Raw genomic sequence first — 22,428 nt, 5'->3', positions numbered from 1 at the left:
GAGGCCCACCCTTGAACCCTGAACGCTTCACCGAAGCCACCACCCAGGCCGTGCAGCAGGCGCAGACGCTCGCGCAGCAGAGCGGGCACCAGAACCTCACCCCCACGCACCTGCTGCGCACCTTGACCGACAACGACACCGCCGCGCGCGCCCTGACCCTCGCGGGCGGCGACCTGACGCAGATCCGCGCCGCGCTGGACGCCGAACTGGCGAAACTCCCCCGCGTGCAGGGCGGCGAGGGTCAGCTGTACCTCGACCCCGCACTCGCCCGCGCCTTTCAGAAGGCCGACACGCTGGCCGGGCAGCTCGGCGACTCGTTCGTGGCGGCCGACGCCCTCCTGCTCGCCCTGCGCGGCGAGTACCGGGGCAAGGGCCTGCCCACCGAAATTGACCTGAACCGCGCCGTGAACGAGCAGCGCAAAGGAAAGACCGTGACGACCAAGACCAGTGAACAGCAGTTCGACGCCCTCGCCAAGTACGGCACCGACCTCACGCAGCGCGCCCGCGACGGCAAGTTCGACCCCGTCATCGGCCGCGACGAGGAGATCCGCCGCGCCATGCAGATCCTCCTGCGCCGCACGAAGAACAATCCCGTCCTGATCGGCGAACCCGGCGTCGGCAAGACCGCCATCGCCGAGGGGCTCGCCATCCGCATCGTGAAGGGCGACGTGCCCGACGGCCTGAAAAACAAGCGCATCGTCAGCCTGGAGATGGGCAGCCTGCTGGCGGGCGCGAAGTTCCGCGGGGAGTTCGAGGAACGCCTCAAGGGCGTCATCGACGAGGTGATCGCCTCGGCGGGCGAGGTCATCCTGTTCGTGGACGAGATCCACACCATCGTCGGCGCGGGCAAGACCGAGGGCAGCCCCGACGCGGGCAACATGCTCAAACCCGCCCTGGCGCGCGGCGAACTGCACCTGATCGGCGCCACGACGCTGAGCGAGTACCGCGAGATCGAGAAGGACCCCGCCCTGGAACGCCGCTTCCAGCCGGTGTTCGTGGACGAACCCAGCGTCGAGGACACGATCAGCATCCTGCGCGGGATCAAGGAGCGCTACCAGGTGCACCACAACGTGGAGATCACCGACCCGGCGCTGGTGGCCGCCGCGCAGCTGTCGCAGCGGTACATCACGGACCGGCAACTGCCGGACAAGGCCATCGACCTGATCGACGAGTCCGCCGCCCGGCTGCGCATGGCGCTGGAGAGCAGCCCCGAACGCATCGACCAGCTCGAACGCCGCAAGCTCCAGCTGGAGATCGAACGCGAAGCATTGAAGCGCGAGAAGGATCAGGACAGCCAGAACCGCCTGCTGGACATCGAGGGCACCCTCAAGGGCATCACTGACGAGCTGGCCGACGTCCGCGCCCGCTGGGAAGGCGAGCGGCACGAGGTCGCGGCGCTGCGCGAGAAACGCGAATCGCTCGATCAGGTGCGGACCGACATCGAGAAGGCCCAGCGGGACTACGACCTGCAACGCGCCGCCGAACTGGAGTACGGCCGCCTCCCGCAGCTGGAAAAAGAGGTGCATGAGCTGGAGCAGAAGCTCAAGGGGGCCGAGTTCGCGCACACCCAGGTGACCGAGGAGGACATCGCGTCCGTCGTGAGCCGCTGGACCGGCATCCCCGTGAACAAGCTGATGGAGGGTGAACGCGAGAAACTCCTGAAGCTGGAGGAGCAGCTGCACGGGCGCGTGATCGGGCAGGACCGCGCCATCGTGAGTGTCGCGGACGCCATCCGCCGCAGCCGCGCCGGGCTGAGCGACCCGAACCGCCCGCTGGGCAGCTTCATGTTCCTCGGGCCGACCGGGGTGGGTAAGACCGAGCTGGCCAAGGCCCTCGCGGAGTTCCTGTTCGACAGTCAGGACGCCATGGTCCGCATTGACATGAGCGAGTACATGGAGAAGCACACCGTCGCCCGCCTGATCGGCGCGCCTCCCGGATACGTCGGTTTCGAGGAGGGTGGCCAGCTGACCGAGGCCGTCCGCCGCCGCCCCTACGCCGTGCTGCTGTTCGACGAGATCGAGAAAGCCCACCCGGACGTGTTCAACGTGCTGCTGCAGGTGCTGGACGACGGCCGCCTGACCGACGGGCAGGGCCGCACGGTGGACTTCCGCAACACCCTGATCATCCTGACAAGCAACATCGGCTCTCCGCTGATCCTGGAGATGCAGCACCGCGGCGGGGACGCCACTGAGATCCGCGACGCCGTCATGGGCGAGCTGCAGGGTCACTTCCGCCCGGAGTTCCTGAACCGCGTGGACGACATCATCGTGTTCGACGCGCTGACCGCCGCCGACCTGCACCGCATCGTGGATATCCAGATGCGCGGCCTGATCCGCCGCCTCGCCGAGCGCCGCGTCAGCCTGCATCTGAGCGCCGCCGCGAAGGACCGACTGGCACAGATCGGGTACGACCCGGCCTTCGGTGCCCGCCCCCTCAAGCGCGCCATCAGCCGCGAGATCGAGACGCCCCTGGCCCGCGAGATCCTCCAGGGGAACGTGCCCGACAGCAGCAGCCTGAACGTCGACTACGACGGCACGAACTTCACGTTCCAGACCGGCGCGCTGAACTGAACACAGCACGCTGGCGGGGCCGGGTCTGCGTGACCTGGCCCCGCCTTCCTGTCTTCGGGAGCCTGCTCCCGTCAGGTGTCGCGGGGGCCGCCTGCCAGGGCATGAACCATGAGGCGCAGGAGTCGGGTCACGTCGGCCTGTTCGGTGGGGGTCAGGCCGGACAGCATGCGCAGTTCGACGGCGCGGACGGCGGCGCTGGCCTGCCTGAGTCGTTCTTCTCCGCGCGGGGTGAGGGTGGTGGGCAGGGCCTTGCCGAACCTGGCTTCCGCCGCGCGCTGCACCTGCCCGTCGCGTTCGAGCGCCTGCAGGAGGACGTTCATCGACTGGCGGGTCACGAAGGTGCCGCGCGCGAGGTCGGAGTTGGACAGTCCGGGGCGCTGGGCGAGCAGTTCCAAGCAGGCGTAGTGGGTGACGGTCATGTCGAGGGGGCGCAGGACGTCGTCCATGGCGGCGCGCAGGGTGCTGGCGGCTTCCTTGAGCAGGTAGCCGGTCGAGGTGGCGAGGTGGACGCCGGGCCGATCTTGACTCATGTCAGTATTCTGACATAGTATCCCCGTGTCAGTTAACTGACATCAGGAGGATCTTTATGCCCGTGACCGGCCCAGACTTCATCTCGATTCAGGTGCGCGACCTCCGCGTGTCCCACGCTTTCTACGAGCGCTACCTCGGCCTGCGCCGCTCGCCCGCCGGGCCACCGCACGCCGTCGTGTTCGACACCCAGCCCATCACCTTCGCCCTTCGAGACCTCGCACCCGGCACCGAACTGAGCGGCGTGGCCCAGCCCGGCCTCGGCACCGCCCTGTGGCTGCACGCCACCGACGTGCAGGCCATCCACGACACCCTGACGGCAGACGGCCACCGCATCGTGACCGCGCCCATAGACGGCCCGTTCGGCCGCACCTTCACCTTCGCCGACCCGGACGGCTACCACATCACCCTGCACGACCGCGCCTGAAGGGTCGCCCCGTCGCGCCGCCAGTCAGCGGCGCGGGACGCTGCGGGTGACGAGCAGACCGAGCAGCAGCAGCAGGGCCGCGCACAGGGCGACGAGGAGCGCCCAGCCTCCGGTGGCCCAGGCGAGGCCGCCGAGGACGCCGATGACGCTGCTGCCGGCGTAGTAGGCGAGGAGGTACAGGGCGCTGGCGTGGCCCTTGTCGCGCCGGGCGAGCTGGCCGACGCTGCTGCTGGCAACCGAGTGCGTGATGAAGAAGCCGACGGTGATCAGCGTGACGCCCAGGATGATCACGGGCAGGGGGGTCAGGAGCGTCAGGGCAAGTCCGGCGCTGCTGACGGTCAGGCCGATGGTCAGCAGGGGGCGGCGGCCCCGGCGGTCGGCGAGGCGTCCGCCCCAGCCGGAGGCGGCGGAGCCGAGCAGGTACGTCAGGAAGATCAGGCTGATCGCGGCGGCACTCAGGGCGTAGGGAGGGGCGTGCAGGCGGAAGCTGAGATAGTTGAACGCGGCGACCATGACGCCCAGGTTCAGGAACCCCAGCGTGAACAGGGCGCCCAAACCGGGGGTGCGCAGGTGCGCGGCCCAGCGGCGCAGGTGCTCGCGGGCGGGCGCGGCGGGGCGCGGCTGGAAGCCGCGTGAGGGGGGGAGCAGCAGCGCGAATCCGGCGGCGCTGAGCAGGCCCGCGCCGGCCATGACGAGCAGCGCGGCGTGCCAGGAGGTGACGTCACTCAGCAGGCCGATGCAGACGCGGCCCATCATGCCGCCGAACGCGGTGCCGCCCACGTACTGCCCCATGGCGGCGCCCAGGTCGCGGGGGTGGATTTCCTCGGCGAGGTACGCCATGGCGACGGCGGGCACCCCACCGAGGGCGAGGCCTTCCAGGGCGCGGCACAGCAGCAGCAGGGTCCAGGTGGGGGCCAGCGCGGCCAGTCCGTTCAGGAGCGCGGCGGCGAGCAGTGAGGTCAGCATGACGCGGCGGCGACTGAAGGAGTCCGCGACGGCACTCATGATCAGGATGGACAGGGCGAGGCACCCGGTCGTCAGGGACATGCTCAGGGCACTCTGGGCGGGCGTGACGTGGAACGCGCGGGTGAATTCGGTCAGCAGGGGCTGCACGCAGTACACCAGTGAGAACGCGCTGAAGCCCGTCAGGAACAGTGCCGCGCCGATGCGGCGGTACTGGGGCGTGCCGCGCCGCACCGGCTCGCCCGTCAGGGTCGGAGCGGGGTGGGCGGGGCTCAGGACGGTCATGCCCCCGACTGTAGGCTCCTCCCGGTCAGACGTCTAATACGCGCGGCGGGGCATCGCCATATGCTGCGCGTATGGAGTTGCGCCAGGTGCGGTACTTCCTGACGGTCGCGGAGGAGGGCAACGTCACACGCGCCGCCGCGCGGCTGGGCATGGCGCAGCCGCCCCTGAGCGCGCAGATCCGCGCGCTGGAACGCGAACTGGGCGCGGCGCTGTTTCACCGGACGCCGCGCGGCGTGGAGCTGACCGAGGCGGGCCGCGCCTTCCAGGCCAGGGTGGCGGGCATTCCCGCGCAGCTGGACCGCGCCGCTGTCGAGACCGGGCGGGCCGCGCGGGGCGAGACGGGCGCGCTGCGGGTGGGCTTCACGGGCGCGGCGGGGATCGATCCGGCGGTGCAGGACGTGATCCGCGCGTTCCGCCGGGCGTACCCGCAGGTGCACCTGACGCTGGCGGAGAAGAACACCGAGGATCTGGTCGCGGACCTGCGTGCGCACGTGCTGGACGCGGCGTTCGTGCGCGCCACCCCGGAGTACGCGCAGGAGTTCCGCGTGACAGAGGTGGCGTGCAGTGAACTGGTGGCGGTGCTGCCCGAGGATCACCCGGCGGCGGGCCTGGACCCGGTGCCGCTGCACGCGCTGCGGGACGATCCGTTCATCCTCACGCCGCGGGCGGTGGGTCCGGCGCTGCACGACGCGGTGCTGGCCGCGTGCCGCGCGGCGGGGTTCGAGGCGCGCCCCGGGCAGACCGCCCCGCAGATGATGTCGGTGGTCAGTCTGGTCGCGGCGGGCCTGGGCGTGTCGCTGGTGCCGGCCGCGATGCGGCACCTGCACCTGCGCGGCTGCGTGTACCGCGACCTGCGGGGCGGGGGTCCGCGCGTGACGCTGTCCCTGGCGTCGCAGCGGGTGGAACGATCAGTGATCGTCCGGAACTTCCTGGCCCTCGCCGCGCCCGAAGGGTGACGGTCAGGCGAGGTGTTCGGCCAGCCTGTCCCACGTCTCGCTGATGCCCTGGAGCATCCCCATGTCCATGACGGCCTGCAGGTCCTCCGGGCGGACGTACGTGGAGCGGCTGGTGACGCGCGTACCGCCGGGAACGGCCTCGAAGGTCAGGTCGGCCAGCGTGGCGGGCATCTGGTCGTTCACGGCGCCGTGCTCGTCGCTGAAGTGGTCAGTGTACGTCAGGCGGGCAGGGGCCTCGATGTGCTCGTACACGCCCAGGCCCCAGCTGTTCATGCCGTGGAAGTCGCCCTGTGTGGGGTCGGTGCAGGTCATGCAGTAGTGCCAGCGGCCGCCGGGGCGCAGGTCGACGGTACAGTGCGTCAGGGTCCAGCCGCGCGGCCCCCACCAGTGCTTCAGGTGCTCGGCCTGCGTGAACGCCGCGAAAACCCGGTCGGGCGTCGCGGCGAAGGTGCGTTCCAGCACGAGGGTGCGGGCGTCTTCGATGCGGTGGTCGAGGGTGGCGTGCGTCATGGGGAACCTCCGGGTTCATCTGGGTCGGGTGCGGGGTCTTCGGGCGGGAGGGTGCGCAGGTAGTCGTCCAGCCGGTCCAGTCGCACCTCCCAGAGGGGGCGGTAGCGGGTCAGCCAGTCGTCGAGGTCGCGAAAGGGCGTGGGGTTCAGGTGGGCGATGCGGCGGTTGGCCTGGGGTTCCATGTGGACCAGTCCGGCGTCCGTGAGGACGCGCAGGTGCTTGGACGTCTGCGGCTGGCGCAGGCCGAGCCGGTCGGCAATCTCGCCGACGCTGTGGGGCCGTTCCCGCAGCAGTTCGACGATCTGGAAGCGGTGCGGGTCGGCCAGGGCGGTGAAGGTGTGGTGGTTCAAGCGGCGCGTGACCTCCTTCTGGTGTGTTCTGCTGTGAACATATTATGCTACGAAAGGAATATTCCTGTCAAGGCATATAGGTGCTCATCAGGGCCGTCCGGGCGCTCGACGCAGAGTCCAAGAGTCGAAAGGTCAGAGAGTCTAAGAAAAAAGCTGTGAAGCTCGTCGTTCCCAGACCCTTTGACCCTTCGACGTTCCGCCCCTCTCCCCCATCCGCTCAGGGGTGCAGCGCCGCCCCACCTGCCGCGTGGGCGTCCGGCCCTTCGATCTGCACCGTGCTGTGCGCGATGCCGAATCGGGCGGCGACCTCCTCCACCTCGCGTAGAAGGGTGTCGCCTGACTTCGGGGCGACCAGATGGGCCGTCAGGTTGTTCACGCCGCCCGTCACGCTCCAGACGTGCAGGTCGTGAACGTCGTCCACGCCGGGCAGGGCGCGCAGTTCGGCGCGCAGGGCGTTCAGGTCCAGGCCGCGCGGCACGCCCTCCAGCAGGACGTTCACGCTGGCGCGCAGCAGCGCCCAGGTGCGCGGCAGCACCCACAGGCCGATGCCCGCGCCCAGCAGCGGGTCCACCCACGTCCAGCCCGTGAAGCGGATCAGCAGCGCGCCGACGATCACGGCGACGCTGCCCAGCAGGTCCCCCATGACCTCCAGGTACGCCGAGCGCATGTTCAAGCTCTCGCCCTGCCCTCCGGCCAGGATGCGGGCGCTGAGCAGGTTCACGATCAGGCCCAGCACCGCGACGATCAGCATGGGGGTGGCCTGCACCTCGACCGGCTGCGCGAAGCGGCGCGCGGCCTCCACGAGCACGTAGATGCCCACGGCGAACAGCGCCCCGGCGTTCAGGGCGGCGGCCAGCACCTCCGCCCGGCGGTACCCGAAGGTGCGCCGCGCATCGGCGGGCCGCGCGCCCACCCGGAGGGCCAGCAGCGACAGGGCCAGCGCCGCCGCGTCGGTCAGCATGTGCCCTGCGTCGCTCAGCAGCGCCAGACTGCCGGACAGGACCGCGTACACGACCTCCACGATCAGGAACCCGCCCGTCAGCAGCAGGGCGAGGGTCAGCTGCCGGGCGTTCGCGTTCGCGCCGTGGTTGTGATCGTGCCCGCCATCTCCCTGCCCGACGTGCCCCTGCTCGCTGTGCCTATGCCCGTGGTGGTGATCGTGCTCGGCGTGGTCGTGGTCGGCGGCGCCGCTCGTCATGCCCCAAGGGTCGCACCCACCGCCCCCCGGCAGATGCGACCCCCGTTCACGAGACCTGCACGCAGTACAGAGTCCGGCTCAGTCCAGGACGGGCACGCCCCGCGCGGCGAGCGCCTGTGCGAAGGCGTCCGGGTCGGCGGGCGTCAGGTAGTACGGCGTGCCACCCCGCTCGACGATCAGGCCGCCGCGCGTGTTCGACGCGATGGCCTGCACGCTGCGGTACCCGGCCCCCGTGAAGGTGTAGTTCCCGGTGTAGTAGCCGGGCAGGCCCACCCCGCCGACCCGCAGGCCCAGCCCGGCGTCGGTGCGGCGCACCCGCAGTTCGCAGTACGGCCACTCGAAGGTGCCGGAGAAGCGGCTCATGCGCAGACCCGTGTCGGTCAGGGTGTACGCGAGGCGCCGGGGCACCTGCGCGAACAGTGCGGCCAGTCCCACGCCCAGCAGGGTCAGGGCCACGCTGCCCGCCACCGGCAGAGGCTTGTCGGCGCTGTCGTCCGGCATCCAGGCGGTCACGATCAGGAGCAGGGGCGCCAGCCACACCACCGCCCGGAACCAGACGGGCGAGGTGGGCGGCGCGGCCGACAGCGGGGCAGTCATACCCTCAGGTACGCTCGGCAGCGGCGCGGGGTTTCCTGCCGGACGCCGGTGCGCCGCCCCAGACCTGCGCGACGGCCTCCTCGACGCTCCTCACCCCGTTGGGGTGGCCGTCCAGGCCGGGGGGGACGATCAGGCGGGTGTACCCGGCGCGGCGGGCTTCCTCGGCGCGGCGGATGGAGGCGACGGTGGAGCGCACCTCGCCCGCCAGGCCGACCTCGCCGAACACGGCGACGCTGTCCGGCAGGGTGCGGCCCACCACGGCCGAGTACACCGCCAGCGCCACCGCGAGGTCCAGGCCCGGATCGGGGACCTTCAGGCCGCCCGCGAGGTTCACGTACACGTCCAGTCCGCCCAGCGTCAGGTCCAGGCGGCGTTCCAGCACGGCCAGGACGACGTCCACGCGGCGGGCGTCGAGGCCCACCACGACCCGGCGGGCGTTCGGGTACGGCGTCTTGCTGGCCAGCGCCTGCACCTCCAGCAGCATGGGGCGCTGCCCGTCGATGGTGGCGGCGACGACGCTGCCGGGCACCCCGACGGGCCGCTCGGCCAGGAACGCCGCCGACGGGTTCTCGACGGCGATCAGGCCCTCGCCGCGCATCTCGAACACGCCGAGTTCACCGGCCTGCCCGAAGCGGTTCTTGACCGAACGCAGCAGGCGGTACGACCCGACCGTCTCCAGGAAGACGGTGGTGTCCACGATGTGCTCCATAACCTTCGGTCCGGCGACCGTGCCGTCCTTCGTGACGTGCCCCACCAGGACGGTGGCGGTCCCGGTTTCCTTCGCGGCGCGGGTCAGCAGGGCGGTCCCGTCGCGGACCTGCGCCACGCCACCCGGCGCGCCATCCCCCTCGACGGTCACGGTCTGGATGGAATCCACGATGCACAGCGCGGGCTTGTGCTCGGCCATCAGCGCCGCCACATGTTCGGCGCGGGTGTCGCGGGTCAGCTGGATCTCGGCCTTCACGCCCAGGCGGTCAGCGCGCAGGCGGATCTGCTCCAGGGATTCCTCGCCCGCCACGTACAGCACCGTGCCGCCCCCCGCCGCGACCTTGTCCGCCACCTGCAGGAGCAGGGTGCTCTTGCCGATGCCGGGCTCCCCGCCGATCAGCGTGACGCCCCCGGCAACCAGCCCGCCGCCCAGCACCCGGTCGAGTTCCGGGATGCCGCTCGGGGTGCGGGGCTCCTCGCGGCGGCCCACCCAGGACAGCGGCGTGAGGCGGCCGCCCGTGATGCCCCCATACGCCCCACCGCGCGCGGCCGTGGTGACGGCGGGCACCTCTTCCTCGAAGGAGTTCCACGCCTGGCAGTTCGGGCAGCGGCCCAGCGGTTTGGCGCTGGTGTACCCGCAACTGCTGCAGACGTAGGTGGTGCGGGCTTTAGCCACGCGCGCCGGGGCGGCCGTCCGCCCGCCAGTAGGTCCCGTCCTGCGTGGCGAGGTAATCGCCGTCCACGAGTTCGGTCAGCAGGAAACTGGGGTCTTCCAGGGTGCTGTGGTCGGCGAGGATCTGCTCGGCCTGCCCCTGGTCGTAGGACACGCCGGGTTCGAACAGCCCGGTCAGGTAGTCGAGGATGGCGAGCTGGTGCGCGCGGCGGCGGTCGCTGGGCCACCCGGTGATGCGGCCGTGTTCGTCCTGGAAATCGAGGATGCTCTTCGTCATCCCGCCATCGTAGCGGACGCGCGGCGGGCGGATGGTTCCCGGAGGCCGGATTGCGGCGCCCGCCGCGTGATCACGGCCCGATCACGCCCCGCCGCGCACACTGCCCACATGCCCGCCCAGACGCGGGAAAGGAGAGTCCCTATGACCCAGCGTGCCCCCACCGCCCGTTCCCTGACCGTCCTGTCCCTGTCCGCCACCGCGCTGCTGAGCGTCGCGGTGGCTGCGACCACCAGCGTCCGTTTCTTCATCAACGGGCGGGCCGCCGCGAATGCCATCAGCGTGAACGGCACCACGTACGTCCCGGTAGCCGCGCTGAAGGCCGCCGGGCTGAACGTAACCGTGACCGGCGGGCGGGTGGACCTGAACCTCCCGGCGGGTGCGGGCGGGCAGAATCAGGTGGCGGCCGTGAGCGGCTGCCTGGGCGAGACGCTGTTCAACGGCGTGTGGCGCTTCCGCGTGACGGACGTCCGGGCCGTGCCCAGCACGTACAACAGCCGTCCCGGATTCGAGATCACCGCTGAAGTCCGCAATGCCACCGGGCAGAGCCTCGACCTAACCGGCACGGGCTTCGGCCTCACGAACGTGAATCTGGCCTTTGCGGATGGCACCACCACCACCGTCGAGAGCGTCGCCCCGAACCGCGAGGGCTGGGATCACAACCGCGCGGTGATGCCGGCCGGGGCGTACACCATGAAAGCCCAGGTGCCCGGCAGCGGCGCCCCCACGAAACTCGTGTACCTGCGCGCCGGGAACGTGAAGGCGGGCCTGCCGTGGAACACCCCGGATCCCGCCTTCCGGGTGGACCTCACCTGCCGGAAGTAGATCCGGCAGTGAACGACGAGGGGGCCCCAGCGCTGGCCGGGGCCCCTTCCAGGTGGGCTTACGCGAGGATCTGGCGGGTGGCGGCTTCCTCGCCCTTCTCGAACTGAACGCCGTCCTGGCCGAGCACGACGCGGACTTCCTCGCCGTGGTTGCTGGCGAGTTCCAGCGCCAGGGGATCCTCGATCTCCTCGCGGACCAGGGTGCGCAGCTGGCGGCTGCTGCCGACGGCGTGTTTGGGGCTGCGGGACTTGAGTTTGCCCACCAGCCACGCGGCGATGGCGGGGTCGAAGGTGACGGTCAGTTCGCGGCTGGCGAGTTCCTCGCGCATCTCGCCCATGAGCTGCTGCGCGACCCGCACGAGTTCCTCCTCGCCGAGGCTCCTGAAGCGGATGACCTCGTCCAGGCGGTCGAGGAATTCCGGCGTGAAGATGTGCCGCAGCGGCTGGTTGTTGTCCGGCGTGACGGGGCTGAAGCCCACGGTGGGGTTCACGTTGAAGCCGGTGTTGCTGGTCATGATGATGATCGTGCGGCGGAAGTCCACGGTGCGGCCCAGACCGTCGGTCAGGCGGCCGTCGTCGAGCACCTGCAGGAAGGTGTTGTACACGTCCGGGTGAGCCTTCTCGATCTCGTCGAGGAGGATGACGCTGAACGGCTGGCGGCGCACGGCTTCCGTGAGGCGGCCGCCCTGCTCGAAGCCGACGTAGCCGGGGGGCGAACCGATCAGTTTGCTGACCGAGTGGCTTTCCTGGAATTCGCTCATGTCCATGCGGATCAGGCTGCGTTCACTGCCGAACAGCGTGCGGGCCAGCGCCTTGGCGAGGTGCGTCTTGCCGACGCCGCTGGAGCCGACGAACAGGAAGCTCGCGGCGACGCGGGTGCGGCCGCCCAGGCCCACGCGGGCGCGGCGCAGCGCGGAACTCAGCGCGCGGATCGCGTCCGGCTGGCCGTACACCTGATCCTGCAGCTGCTGCTCCAGGTCGACCAGTTGCGCGGCGGTTTCCTCGGAGTAGATGCCGCCCATGGAGTTGATGACGCTCTCGATGTCCTCGCGGGTGACGTACGGTTCGCCGTCCTCGGTCTCCGCGACGGGCAGGCCGACACTCATGTTCAGGCGGACGCGGCTGGCGGCCTCGTCGATCAGGTCAATGGCCTTGTCCGGGAAGTTGCGGCCCGGCAGGCTCCGCTCGCCGATGCGCACGGCGAGTTCCAGTGCCTGCTCGGGAATCTGCACGCCGTGGTGTTCCTCGTACTTGGGTTTCAGGCCGCGCAGGATCTGCAGCGTCTCGGCGGGGCTGGGTTCGAGCACGATCACCGGCTGGAAGCGGCGTTCCAGCGCGGCGTCCTTCTCGATGTAGCGGTGGTACTCGCCGGTGGTGGTCGCGCCGATCACCTGGATCTCCCCGCGGCTCAATGCGGGTTTGAGGATGTTCGCGGCGTCCAGCGTGCCCTCGGCGCCGCCCGCGCCGACCAGAGTGTGCAGCTCGTCGATGAAGGCCATGACCTTCGCGTTGCGCAGCTCCTCGATGATCTGCCGCAGGCGTTCCTCGAACTCCCCACGGTACTTGGTGCCCGCCACGACGCCGCTGAGGTCCAGACTGACCAGCCTCACGTTGTGGAGGTTGGGCGGGGTGCGCTTCTCGTGAATGGCGAGCGCCAGCCCCTCGACGATGGCGGTCTTGCCGACGCCGGGGTCCCCGATCAGCACGGGGTTGTTCTTCGTGCGGCGCGTGAGGATCTGCGTGACGCGGCGGATCTCCTCGCTGCGCCCGATGACGGGGTCGAGTTTGCCCTCGCGCGCCCACTTGGTCAGGTCGCGGCCGTACTCGTCGAGGAACGGCGTGGCGACCGGTTTGGCGGGTTTGCTGCCCGCGCCCTCGCCCTGCGCGAGGATGCGCCAGCGGATGGTGTCCACGTCCTTGGTGAGTTCCTGCAGGATGCGGAAGGCGACGCCGTCGCCCTCGCGGATGATGCCCAGCAGGATGTGCTCGGTGCTCGTCACCTGCGCGCCCAGGGCGCGGGCCTCGCTGGACGCGAGTTCCATGACGCGGCGGGCGCGGGGCGTGATGCTGGGCGCGTCGTTCAGGCGGTTGCCCTCGCCGCGGCCGATGATCTCCTCCACGCGGCGGCGCAGGCCATCCAGGGACGCGCCGAACTCCCCGAGGATGCTGGCGGCGGTGCCGCCCTCGCGCATCAGGCCCAGGAGGAGGTGTTCGGGGCCGACCATGGCGTGGCCCAGGCGGTTGCCTTCCTCGCGGGCGTAGTGGAACACGAGGCGGGCGCGGTCGTCATATCGGTTCATGGGAACCCCCTAGGGAAAGCGCGGTCTAGGCGCGGGGAGGGGAACGGAAGTCAACGGAGAAACGACTGTCGCAGTGGACGGGACCGGAAGGTACAGGTGGTGACAGCCTGAGTGTAGGGTAGCGCCGCGTCTGGACGGAAGGCTGGGGAAACCTTACGATCTGCTCCGCCTGGCTGGTCACACGTCCCACACTAGCGGCCCCTCCCTGACGGTCTTCTTTCCTCGTCTGACCACCCCGCTACGCTGAAGGGATGAACGAGTCCATGAAGGCCCGCACTGTGATCTTCGGCACGCAGGAGGACCGCATCCAGCGGCGGCTCGACGCTCTGGACCCCGATCTGGGCCGCTACATCAGGGATTTCGCGTACGACACGGTGTACGACCGCCCTGCCCTTGACCTGAAGACGAAGGAGCTGATTGCCTGCGCGCTGCTGGTGTCGCTGGGCAGCCCGCCGGAACTGCGCACCCACATCCGGGGGGCCCTGAACGCCGGAGCCGCAGAGGCCGAGGTCCGGGACGCCCTGATGCTGTGCGTGCCCTACCTGGGGTTCCCGCGGGCCGTGGCGGGGTTCGAGGTGCTGCGGCAGCATCTGGAACCCAGAGAGAAACCGGCCCCTGGGCAAGGGACCGGTCTTCAGGACTCAGAGGATCAGTAGCTGGTCTTCACGCCGATGCGCGCCTTGAACACGGTGCCGGGGCGGACGAACTGGTTGCTGACGGCGTTGTAGTCGCCGCTGCCGGTCGAGCTCGTGATGACGGTGCCCTTATTGTCGTTCGTGGTGATGGAGGAACGGAAGTAGGTGTCGACGCCCAGATCCGTGACGAGGCTCAGGCCGCCGGTCAGGGCGTAGCTGACCATGACACCGGCACCCAGACCGAAGGGATTGGTGGTGTAGGTGGTGCTCTGTGAGGAGTCACCGAAGTTGGCGCGGAACATCCCGTACCGTCCGCCGGCGTAGGCCGTGGCGTCCAGGCCGGGGCTGAGTTCGCCGAGGCTGTAGGTGCCGTCCAGTGAGACCACGGTCTGCGAGCCGCTCTCGGAGTAGCCGAGGCCGCCCTGGCTGGTGGGCTTCTTGTAGTCGCCGAACGTGCCGCCCAGACCGGTGGGGGCGCTGTCGTTGATGGCGTCGCTGGGGCGGGTGTAGGCGACGCCGGCCTTGATGCCGACCGGGCCCACCACGTTGGGGGCGTGCACGAACAGTTCGCCACTGAGGCCGCCGGCGTAGCCGCCGGTGAGGCCGAGTTCGAGGCCGTTCAGGCTCTGGGCGCCGGCAGTGGCGGTGGTGGCGGCGAGGGTCAGCAGGGTCAGGGGCAGCAGCTTCTTCATGAGTGGTAGCGTCGGTCCTGAATGTGAGAGTTCTCCCCTTTCTGGATGATTGAAGATTAAGACCCGGGGCGACATAAAGGTCTCGTGGCGAAGATGAGAATCCGTGAGGGGTGGTGGACCGGTAGCCGGTCTGGGTGGGTTGCGAGTCGCGCGTCCCGTTCTGCTAAACTTGAACTCAGTCCAATTTGGCATGCTGGGGCGACCGGCATCACCCGCCGCATCGCACCAGCCGTGAGTGCACACTCCCCGGAGGCCCCATGAACATCCTGACCCTAGTCCGCCAAGTGCCCGACGCCGAAGCGCGCGTCAAGATCAACGCCCAGCAGGTCGACCTCGACGGCGCCACCCTCGTCATCGACGGCATGGACGAGTACGGCGTCGAAGAAGCCCTGCGCCTGCGCGAGAGCGGCGCCAATGTCGAGCAGATCATCGCGCTCGCCATCGGCCCCAAACGCAACGAGGACGCCCTGCGCACCGCCCTGGCCATGGGCGTCGACCGCGCCATCCACGTCGAGACCGACGAGAAGTTCGACGCCGTGACCCTCAGCCGCGTCGTCGCGCAGGTCGCGCAGGCCGAGAACGCGGGCCTGATCCTCGTGGGCGGCCAGGAAGCCGACTGGGACTCCCAGGCCCTCGGCGCCGCCAGCGCCGAACGCCTCGGCTGGCCCCAGCTCACCTGGACGAACGAACTGAAACTCGACGGTGAGACCCTCACCGGCCGCCACGACGTGGACGACGGCAACGAGAGCTTCCGCGCGACCCTCCCGGCCGTGGTCACCACCCAGCAGGGCCTCAACGAACCCCGCTACCCCACCCTGCCGAACATCATGAAGGCCAAGAAGAAGGAACTCCGCAAGGACGACCCCGCCACCTACGGCCTGACCAGCAAGGTCCGCACCGTGGGCGCCGAGATCCAGACCCGCGCCCGCCTGAACAGGATGATCGACGGCAAGGACGCCCAGGCCGCCGCCCAGCAGCTTCTCGACCTGCTTCGCAACGAAGCCAAGGTGATCGCATGATTCTGATCGTCGCTGAACACACCGCCGGGAAACTGGCGAAAGCCACCCTGGAAATGGTCACCGCCGCCCGCGAATCGGGCCGCGAAGGTCCCATCACCCTGCTCGTGCTGGGCCAGAACGTCGCCGCTGTGGCCACCGAGTCCGCCGCCGTCGCCGATCAGGTGCTCGTCGCCGACCTGCCCGGGCTCGCCACCTACAACGCCGAGGTCTGGGCCGCCGCCACCACGCAGATCGCGCAGGAAGGCGAGGCGCACACCGTGATCATCGGCGGGAGCCGCTCCGGCCGCGAGTACGCCCCCCGCGTGGCCGTGAAGCTCGACGCCGCGTACCTCGAGGACGCCACCAAACTCAGCAGCAACGGCGCGGCCCTCCAGGCGCAGCGCTACACCTACCTCGCCCGCGTGACCGAGACGGTCGAGGCCGACGGGCTGGTCGTCGTGACCGTGAAACCCGGCTCGTTCGCGCCCGCCGCCCCAGCCGCCGCGGCTGGTGAGCAGTACGACGTCGAACTCTCCCTGCCCGCCCCCCGCGTCGAGGTGACCGGCAAGAGCGTCGAGAAGAGCAGCCGTGTCGCCCTGACCGAAGCCGACGTGATCGTCACCGGCGGCCGCGGCGTCGGCAGCCCCGAGAACTTCAGCCGGTACGTCGAGGCCCTCGCGGACAACCTCGGCGCGGGCGTCGGCGCCACGCGCGCCGTCGTGGACGCCGGGTGGCGCCCCTACGCCGAACAGGTCGGGCAGACCGGCAAGACCGTACAGCCCAAGGCCTATATCGCCCTGGGCGTCAGCGGCGCCGTGCAGCACCTGAGCGGCATGGGCAAGAGCAAGAACATCATCGCCATCAACAAGGACGCCGAAGCGCCCATCTTCAAGGTCGCGGACTACGGCATCGTGGGCGACATCAACGAGATCGTCCCCGCACTGATCGAAGCCAGCCGCAAGTAAGGGAATGGGGTGTGGGTCGGTTGCTGACCTCCGCCCCGCCCACCTGCGTATGAAGGGCCCGCCGATGTCAACACAGTCGGCGGGCCTTCCCCTTTTCCCACTGCCCGCACCCCCATTGAGCGTGCCTTATGCCTCCGCGCCCCCAGGGCGGGCGTCCGTGACACTGGAGGCATGACGGACGTCTCGGGTGGGGTGGTGGTGACGGGCGCGGCGCGCGGGATCGGACGGGCGACCGCGGAACTGTTCGCGGAACGGGGATGGCGGGTCCTGAGCGCGGACCTGAGCCTGCCCCCCAACCTGCGGGGACAGCGGCGCGTGAAGGCGGACGTGAGTACCGCCGCCGGGCGCGAGCGGATCGTGCGGGCCGCGCGCGAGATGGGGGGCGTGCAGGTCCTCGTGAACAACGCGGCGTTCCAGGGCGCGCACGGGGGCGTGCTGGACGTCAGCGAGCGGGGCTGGGCACGGACCCTGAACGTGAACCTCACCGCCCCGCTGCTGCTCACGCGGGCCCTCGTGGACCTGCTGCCGCGCGGATCGGCCGTGGTGAACGTGGCCAGCGTGCAGGGCCTGTTCGCCGAGCAGGGCAACGCGGCGTACAACGCCAGCAAGGGCGGCCTCGTGAACCTGACCCGCGCGATGGCGCTGGATCTCGCGCCGCACGGCCTGCGGGCGAATGCCGTGGCGCCCGGCGCGATCAGTACCGAGGCGGTGCTGCAGAGCATCGCGGAGAGTGACGACCCGGAGCAGACCCGCCGGGACTACGAGGATCTGCACGCGCTGCGCCGCCTCGGTACGCCGCGCGAGGTGGCGCAGGTCGTGTATTTCCTGGCAGGTGAGGAATCGGCGTTCATGACTGGCGCGATCATCCCGGTGGACGGTGGGATGACCGCGTCGTTCATGATGGCGGGCCGCCCCGTATAAACCGGACGCGCCGGGCGCAGTGAACCTCTCTGCGCCCCATGGTCCACTGCCCGGACGCCTGCCTCAGCTGGCGCGGGTGCGGCGCCAGCCCAGCAGAGCGATGATGAGCGTGAAGGCGATCATGCTCAGGACCGGGATGGTGAGGACGGTGTTCAGCGGGGAGTTCAGGCCCCAGACGGGCCAGGGGGTGCCGCAGGAGGCGCTGGGGTCGGCGGTGCACGCGGCGGGCGCCGGGACGACGCCCCACGTTTCGAGGTTCTGGTACAGCGCGATCAGCACGCCGATTCCGGCCAGGGGCAGGGCGTAACGGCGGACGCGCAGGTCGCCGGTCAGGGCGGCGACGCCCAGGATGACGGCCAGCGGGTACATGCAGATGCGCTGGAACCAGCATAGGATGCAGGGGTTGAAGTGCCGGATCTCGCTGAAGTACAGGCTGCCCAGCGTGGCGATCAGGGACACGACCCACGCGGCGTAGAGGCGGTTGTCGCGCGTCACGGCTCAGTTCGCGGCGTCGATGGCGGCGCTGATGTCCGCCACGGTGGCGTTGACTTTCTGACCGTTCACGAACACGGTGGGCGTGCCGGTCACGCGGGCCTTGACGGCCTGCGCTTCCATGGCGTCCACGCGGGCGGCGGTGGCGTCCGAGTCGAGGCACTCAGCGTATTTGCTCTGATCGAGATCCTCCAGGTTGCCGGCCAGTTCCTTCAGGCGGGTCTTGGTGGCCCACACGGTGTTCTCGTCTCCCTGCGCGCGGAACAGGATGGCCTTGAAGGCGTTGAAGGGGTCGTTTCCGCCCTGGTCCGCCACGCACAGGGACGCCTGCGCGGCGAGTTTGCTGTCATCGGTCGGCAGGCTGCGGGCCTCGGCCAGGAAGGGCCACAGCAGGGAGTACATCTTGACCTTGCCGGTGTCGACGTACTTGGTTTTCAGTTCGGGCGCGACCGTCTCCTCGAAGCTCTTGCAGACGGGGCACTTGAAGTCCTCGACCACGACGACATTCACGGGTGCGCTGTCCTGCCCGGCGAAGGGGACGCCCTGCAGGTCGAATTCGGCGGTTCCGGCGGCGGGTTTGCCCTGCACGGCGAACACGGCTAGGCCGATGAGAACGGCGGCGATCAGGGTGCCGATCACCAGGAACATGCGGTTGGGGTTGCTGTTGGCGGTCATCTGGGGGCAGTGTAACGCGGGCCACCTGGGCCGGGTGCCTCAGGGCGGACCAGCGAACGCCGCCCCGGCCGGGTGGCGCGGGGCGGCGGGAGTGCCGGGGCGAACTAGGCGGCTGGCATGGCTCCTCGCTGTTCTCTGCGGGCGCGGGCGCGCAGGATCAGGCTGACGATGCGCCGGATGGCACTCACGGTCAGCCCGACGATCAGGCCGACCAGCGCGGTCCGCTGGAACTCCTCGTTGGCGGGCAGGGTGAGGCTGCCGTCGAGTTTGGTGGCGAACTGCCCCATACCGATGATCACGGCGGCGTACAGCGCCGCGGCGAAGGGCAGCACGAACAGCCCGCCGGAGTGCTTGATGAGCAGCACCCCCGCCAGAGCGCCGCCCACGAGCGGCAGGATGACCGTCCACTGTTCGGGCGGCGTGACGGGACTGAAGTACCCCAGGCCGCCCAGCAGCAGCGCGACGTAGCCGTACCAGCCGTCGAATTCGTCCGCGATGATCGTCAGCGCCACCCAGGTCAGGAGGCGCACCGGCCACTCGCCGGGCGTCCACTGGAAGTACGCCAGGACCGCCAGGGTGATCAGGCCGCCCAGCAGGTGCGCCAGCGCTCGGCCCGGCGTGATACGCGGCGGTTCGAACTCCGGCAGGCGCGGGCGGCGCGCCCGGCGGGTGCGGGCAGGCGCGGGAGTGGCCGGAGCGGCCTGTGGGGTGGGGGCAGAGTCGGGCGAGGTCATGCGCTTTCTTTCTTAGCACGCCCCTTGCGGGCAGGGGCCGCGCCGACCAGTTCCGGCTCCTCAGTGGTGGCCTTCTTCGGGGTGCGCTTGGGCTTCTTCGGCGCCTCCACAGATTCGTCTGACGGGACAGTGCGGGGCTGGGCGGGCGTGATGCCGGGGACGCGGCGCAGGTACTCGCCGGTGTGGCTGGTGGGGTGGGCGGCCATCTCCTCGGGGGTGCCGGTGCCGACCACCGTGCCGCCGCGCACGCCGCCCTCGGGACCCAGGTCGATGATGTGATCGGCGGTCTTCATGACGTCCAGGCTGTGCTCGATGATCACGAGGGTGTTCCCGCCCTCCACGAGGCGTTGCAGCACCTCCATGAGTTTGCGGACGTCCTCGAAGTGCAATCCCGTGGTGGGTTCGTCGAGGATGTAGATGGTCTTGCCGGTGGCGCGTTTGCTCAGTTCGCTGGCGAGTTTGATGCGCTGCGCCTCGCCGCCCGACAGGGTGGTGCTGGGCTGCCCGATCTTCATGTAGCCCAGGCCGACGTCGCACAGCAGGGTCATCTTGCGTTCAATGGCGGGAATCGCCTCGAAGAAGCTCTGGGCGTCCTCGACGGTCAGGTCGAGCACGTCGGCGATGGTCTTGCCGTTGTATTTGACTTCCAGCGTCTCGCGGTTGTAGCGCGCGCCCTTGCAGACCTCGCAGGGGACGTAGATGTCGGGCAGGAAGTTCATCTCGATCTTCATGACGCCGTCGCCCTTGCAGTGCTCGCAGCGGCCGCCCTTCACGTTGAAGGAGAAGCGCCCGGCCTGATAGCCGCGCCTGCGGGCCTCGGGCGTGCGGGTGAACAGGTCGCGGATCTCGGTGAACACGCCGGTGTACGTGGCGGGGTTGCTGCGCGGCGTGCGCCCGATGGGGCTCTGGTCGATCTCGATGACCTTATCCAGGTGCTCCATGCCCTCGATCCGCTCAAAACGGCCGGGGGTGGTCTTCGCGCCGTTCAGTTCGCGGGCCAGGGTGGCGTGCAGGATGTCGTGGATCAGGGTGCTCTTGCCGCTGCCGGACGGGCCGGTGACGACGGTCATGGTGCCCAAAGGGATCTCGATGGACACGTTCTGGAGGTTGTGTTCGCGCGCCCCGATCACCTTCAACTGTTTGCCGTTGCCCCGGCGGCGATGGGTGGGCACCTCGATCTTCAGTTCGCCGCGCAGGTACTTGCCCGTCAGGCTGTTCTTGTCCTTCTTCACCTGTTCCGGGGTGCCGACGGCGACAACCTGCCCGCCGTGCACGCCCGCGCCGGGGCCCATGTCCACGAGGTAGTCGGCGTCCATCATGGTGTCCTCGTCGTGCTCGACGACGATCAGGGTGTTGCCCAGGTCCCGCAGGTGCTTCAGCGTGCCGATCAGTCGGTGGTTGTCCTTGGGGTGCAGCCCGATGCTGGGTTCGTCGAGGACGTACAGCACCCCGGTCAGGCCGCTGCCGACCTGCGTGGCCAGCCGGATGCGCTGCGCCTCCCCGCCGCTCAGGGTGTTCGCGGTGCGGTCGAGGCTCAGGTAGTCCAGGCCGACGTCCACGAGGAATTTCAGGCGGGTGCGGATCGCCTTCAGGATGGGCGCGGCGACCGCCGATCCGAAGTCGTTCAGGACGTACTCGTAGTGGCGGGGGCCGTGCGCCTTCGCGCTGCCGCCCGTGTGTCCCTTCAGGAACGGGTCAATCGCCGCGTGGTCGAGTTCGCCGACCTGCAGGTCGCGGAAGAAGGTGTCGGCCGCTAGGACGCTCATGCCGCTCGCCTGACTGATGTTCAGGCCGCCCACCCGCACCGCGAGGATCTCGGGTTTGTAGCGGGTGCCACCACAGGTGGGGCAAGGCTGGAGTTCCATCAGTTCCTCCAGCTTCTCGCGCATGAAGTCGCTTTCCGTGTCGGCGTAGCGGCGTTCCAGGTTCGGGATGACCCCCTCGAACTCGGTCATGAAGCGCATGGTTTCCTTGCCCGCGCGCCGGTACACGACCTCGAACGGCGCGCCGGGGCCACGCAGGATCGCGTCCTGCGCCTTCCTGGGCAGCTCGCGCCAGGGGGTCTTCACGCTGAAGTCCAGGTGCTCGGCCAGGGCCTGCAACTTGTCCCAGTAGTAGATGCCGCCGCCCGTGCCCTTCTTGCTCCAGGGGAGGATGGCGCCCTCGGCGATGGAGAGCTTGTCGTCGATGATCTGGTCCGCGCTGAACTCCTGCTTGCTGCCCAGCCCCGCGCAGTCCCCGCACGCGCCGTACGGCGAGTTGAACGAGAACGAGCGGGGTTCGAGTTCCTCCAGCACGCTGCCGTGCTCGGGGCACGCGAACTTCTCGGAGTACAGTTCCTCGTGCGCACTGCCGTCGTCCTCACCCGCGCTGTTCTTACCGGCGTCGGGCATCAGGACGCGCAGCAGGCTCTCGCCGCGGCGCAGGCCCAGTTCGACGCTCTCGGCGATGCGGCTGCGGTCGCTCTCGCGCAGGGTCACGCGGTCGATGACGACATCCACGTCGTGCTTCTCGAACTTCTCCAGCTTCAGCTTCTCGGCTTCCTCCAGTTCGTACAGCGTGCCGTCCACGCGGACGCGCGCGAAGCCCTCGCGGCGCAGGTCTGCGAACAGCTTGCGGTACTCGCCCTTGCGGCCACGCACGACGGGCGCGAGCAGGATGGCGCGTTTGTCCGGGAAGCCCGCCAGCAGGCGGTCGGTGATCTCGCTGGGGCTCTGCTTCTCGATCTTGCGGCCGCACACCGGGCAGTACGGGGTGCCCACGCGGGCGTACAGCAGGCGGAGGTAGTCGTGGATCTCGGTGACGGTCCCGACGGTGCTGCGCGGGTTGTGGCTGGTGGTCTTCTGGTCGATGGAGATGGCCGGGGACAGGCCGGTGATGCTCTCGACGTCGGGTTTCTCCATCAGGCCCAGGAACTGGCGCGCGTAGGCGCTGAGGCTCTCGACGTAGCGGCGCTGGCCCTCGGCGTAGATGGTGTCGAAGGCCAGGGTGCTCTTGCCGCTGCCGGACACGCCGGTGATTACCACGAACTGGTCGCGCGGCAGTTCCACCGTGATGTCCTTGAGGTTGTGTGCCTTCGCGCCCTTCACGATCAGATTGTTCTGCAAGGTCTGGCTCCTCGTGCGCGGCCGGGCGTGCATGCAGCGGGCCGCC

Annotated in this window: 22 protein-coding genes; 8 read left to right on the top strand and 14 right to left on the bottom strand. The window is 69.6% G+C overall.

What is annotated here, in order from left to right; all coding sequences use genetic code 11:
- Nucleotides 1–11: 11 nt before the first annotated feature.
- The gene (gene clpB, locus IEY69_RS09175; protein ID WP_189072813.1) at nt 12–2,570 is read left to right on the top strand and encodes an ATP-dependent chaperone ClpB; all 2,559 of its coding nucleotides are present in this window, start codon (nt 12–14) and stop codon (nt 2,568–2,570) included.
- Nucleotides 2,571–2,641: 71 nt separating this feature from the next.
- Here the strand turns inward: clpB and IEY69_RS09170 are convergent, their stop codons facing one another.
- Nucleotides 2,642–3,100 (bottom strand): MarR family winged helix-turn-helix transcriptional regulator, encoded by a 459-nt coding sequence (locus IEY69_RS09170; RefSeq protein ID WP_189072812.1) that lies wholly within the window; start codon nt 3,098–3,100, stop codon nt 2,642–2,644.
- A gap of 56 nt (nt 3,101–3,156) precedes the next feature.
- Between IEY69_RS09170 and IEY69_RS09165 the strand changes: the two genes are divergently transcribed.
- Nucleotides 3,157–3,525 carry a VOC family protein gene (locus IEY69_RS09165; RefSeq protein ID WP_189072811.1) on the top strand — a complete coding sequence of 123 codons (369 nt, stop codon included), beginning with the start codon at nt 3,157–3,159 and terminating at the stop codon, nt 3,523–3,525.
- 24 nt (nt 3,526–3,549) lie between these two features.
- Here the strand turns inward: IEY69_RS09165 and IEY69_RS09160 are convergent, their stop codons facing one another.
- On the bottom strand, nt 3,550–4,773 hold the full coding sequence (locus tag IEY69_RS09160) for an MFS transporter (protein ID WP_189072810.1): 1,224 nt from the start codon (nt 4,771–4,773) through the stop codon (nt 3,550–3,552).
- Between the two features lie 71 nt (nt 4,774–4,844).
- Here IEY69_RS09160 and IEY69_RS09155 point away from each other — a divergent pair, with 71 nt between their 5' ends.
- Nucleotides 4,845–5,729, top strand: coding sequence for a LysR family transcriptional regulator (locus tag IEY69_RS09155; RefSeq protein ID WP_189072809.1), 885 nt, complete (start codon nt 4,845–4,847; stop codon nt 5,727–5,729).
- Nucleotides 5,730–5,732: 3 nt separating this feature from the next.
- On the opposite strand, the gene IEY69_RS09150 is transcribed toward IEY69_RS09155, so the two are convergent.
- From IEY69_RS09150 to IEY69_RS09125, 6 genes are all read right to left on the bottom strand, one after another.
- Nucleotides 5,733–6,239 carry an SRPBCC family protein gene (locus IEY69_RS09150; RefSeq protein WP_189072808.1) on the bottom strand — a complete coding sequence of 169 codons (507 nt, stop codon included), beginning with the start codon at nt 6,237–6,239 and terminating at the stop codon, nt 5,733–5,735.
- The gene (locus tag IEY69_RS09145; protein ID WP_189072807.1) at nt 6,236–6,589 is read right to left on the bottom strand and encodes an ArsR/SmtB family transcription factor; all 354 of its coding nucleotides are present in this window, start codon (nt 6,587–6,589) and stop codon (nt 6,236–6,238) included. Before IEY69_RS09145 ends, IEY69_RS09150 begins: the two co-directional genes overlap by 4 nt.
- Before the next feature lie 217 nt (nt 6,590–6,806).
- A complete protein-coding gene (locus IEY69_RS09140) occupies nt 6,807–7,787 on the bottom strand; it encodes a cation diffusion facilitator family transporter (RefSeq protein ID WP_189072806.1) in 981 nt (326 codons plus the stop codon).
- 78 nt (nt 7,788–7,865) lie between these two features.
- Nucleotides 7,866–8,384, bottom strand: coding sequence for a PH domain-containing protein (locus tag IEY69_RS09135; protein WP_189072805.1), 519 nt, complete (start codon nt 8,382–8,384; stop codon nt 7,866–7,868).
- A gap of 4 nt (nt 8,385–8,388) precedes the next feature.
- Entirely contained in the window at nt 8,389–9,768 is a 1,380-nt protein-coding gene (gene radA, locus IEY69_RS09130) for a DNA repair protein RadA (RefSeq protein WP_189072804.1), read from the bottom strand.
- A complete protein-coding gene (locus IEY69_RS09125; RefSeq protein WP_058977178.1) occupies nt 9,761–10,042 on the bottom strand; it encodes a DUF2087 domain-containing protein in 282 nt (93 codons plus the stop codon). The genes radA and IEY69_RS09125 overlap by 8 nt, the downstream gene beginning before the upstream one ends.
- Nucleotides 10,043–10,183: 141 nt before the next feature.
- Between IEY69_RS09125 and IEY69_RS09120 the strand changes: the two genes are divergently transcribed.
- Nucleotides 10,184–10,864, top strand: a complete 681-nt coding sequence (locus IEY69_RS09120) for a hypothetical protein (RefSeq protein WP_189072803.1) — start codon at nt 10,184–10,186, stop codon at nt 10,862–10,864.
- 58 nt (nt 10,865–10,922) lie between these two features.
- Here IEY69_RS09120 and IEY69_RS09115 read toward each other — a convergent pair whose 3' ends face one another.
- Nucleotides 10,923–13,163, bottom strand: a complete 2,241-nt coding sequence (locus IEY69_RS09115; protein ID WP_189072802.1) for an ATP-dependent Clp protease ATP-binding subunit — start codon at nt 13,161–13,163, stop codon at nt 10,923–10,925.
- A gap of 251 nt (nt 13,164–13,414) precedes the next feature.
- Between IEY69_RS09115 and IEY69_RS09110 the strand changes: the two genes are divergently transcribed.
- Nucleotides 13,415–13,819, top strand: a complete 405-nt coding sequence (locus IEY69_RS09110; protein WP_189072801.1) for a carboxymuconolactone decarboxylase family protein — start codon at nt 13,415–13,417, stop codon at nt 13,817–13,819.
- Here the strand turns inward: IEY69_RS09110 and IEY69_RS09105 are convergent.
- Complete coding sequence (locus IEY69_RS09105; RefSeq protein ID WP_189072800.1) at nt 13,813–14,490, bottom strand: hypothetical protein; 678 nt, start codon at nt 14,488–14,490, stop codon at nt 13,813–13,815. The genes IEY69_RS09110 and IEY69_RS09105 overlap by 7 nt on opposite strands.
- Before the next feature lie 257 nt (nt 14,491–14,747).
- Here IEY69_RS09105 and IEY69_RS09100 point away from each other — a divergent pair, with 257 nt between their 5' ends.
- The 3 genes from IEY69_RS09100 (at nt 14,748) to IEY69_RS09090 (ending at nt 17,374) form a co-directional block, all read left to right on the top strand.
- Entirely contained in the window at nt 14,748–15,509 is a 762-nt protein-coding gene (locus IEY69_RS09100; protein ID WP_189072799.1) for an electron transfer flavoprotein subunit beta/FixA family protein, read from the top strand.
- A complete protein-coding gene (locus IEY69_RS09095) occupies nt 15,506–16,453 on the top strand; it encodes an electron transfer flavoprotein subunit alpha/FixB family protein (protein WP_189072798.1) in 948 nt (315 codons plus the stop codon). Before IEY69_RS09100 ends, IEY69_RS09095 begins: the two co-directional genes overlap by 4 nt.
- Nucleotides 16,454–16,624: 171 nt before the next feature.
- On the top strand, nt 16,625–17,374 hold the full coding sequence (locus IEY69_RS09090) for an SDR family NAD(P)-dependent oxidoreductase (protein ID WP_189072797.1): 750 nt from the start codon (nt 16,625–16,627) through the stop codon (nt 17,372–17,374).
- Nucleotides 17,375–17,437: 63 nt separating this feature from the next.
- On the opposite strand, the gene IEY69_RS09085 is transcribed toward IEY69_RS09090, so the two are convergent.
- The 4 genes from IEY69_RS09085 to uvrA form a co-directional block, all read right to left on the bottom strand.
- Complete coding sequence (locus IEY69_RS09085; protein ID WP_189072796.1) at nt 17,438–17,869, bottom strand: disulfide bond formation protein B; 432 nt, start codon at nt 17,867–17,869, stop codon at nt 17,438–17,440.
- A 3-nt stretch (nt 17,870–17,872) separates the two neighbouring features.
- On the bottom strand, nt 17,873–18,541 hold the full coding sequence (locus IEY69_RS09080) for a DsbA family protein (RefSeq protein WP_189072795.1): 669 nt from the start codon (nt 18,539–18,541) through the stop codon (nt 17,873–17,875).
- Nucleotides 18,542–18,645: 104 nt separating this feature from the next.
- Entirely contained in the window at nt 18,646–19,275 is a 630-nt protein-coding gene (locus tag IEY69_RS09075) for a hypothetical protein (protein ID WP_189072794.1), read from the bottom strand.
- Entirely contained in the window at nt 19,272–22,382 is a 3,111-nt protein-coding gene (uvrA, locus tag IEY69_RS09070) for an excinuclease ABC subunit UvrA (protein WP_189072793.1), read from the bottom strand. Before uvrA ends, IEY69_RS09075 begins: the two co-directional genes overlap by 4 nt.
- Between the last annotated feature and the right edge of the window lie 46 nt (nt 22,383–22,428).

The organism is Deinococcus sedimenti (genome assembly GCF_014648135.1).
Lineage (GTDB): Bacteria > Deinococcota > Deinococci > Deinococcales > Deinococcaceae > Deinococcus > Deinococcus sedimenti.
This window is presented reverse-complemented; position numbering and strand designations above follow the sequence as displayed.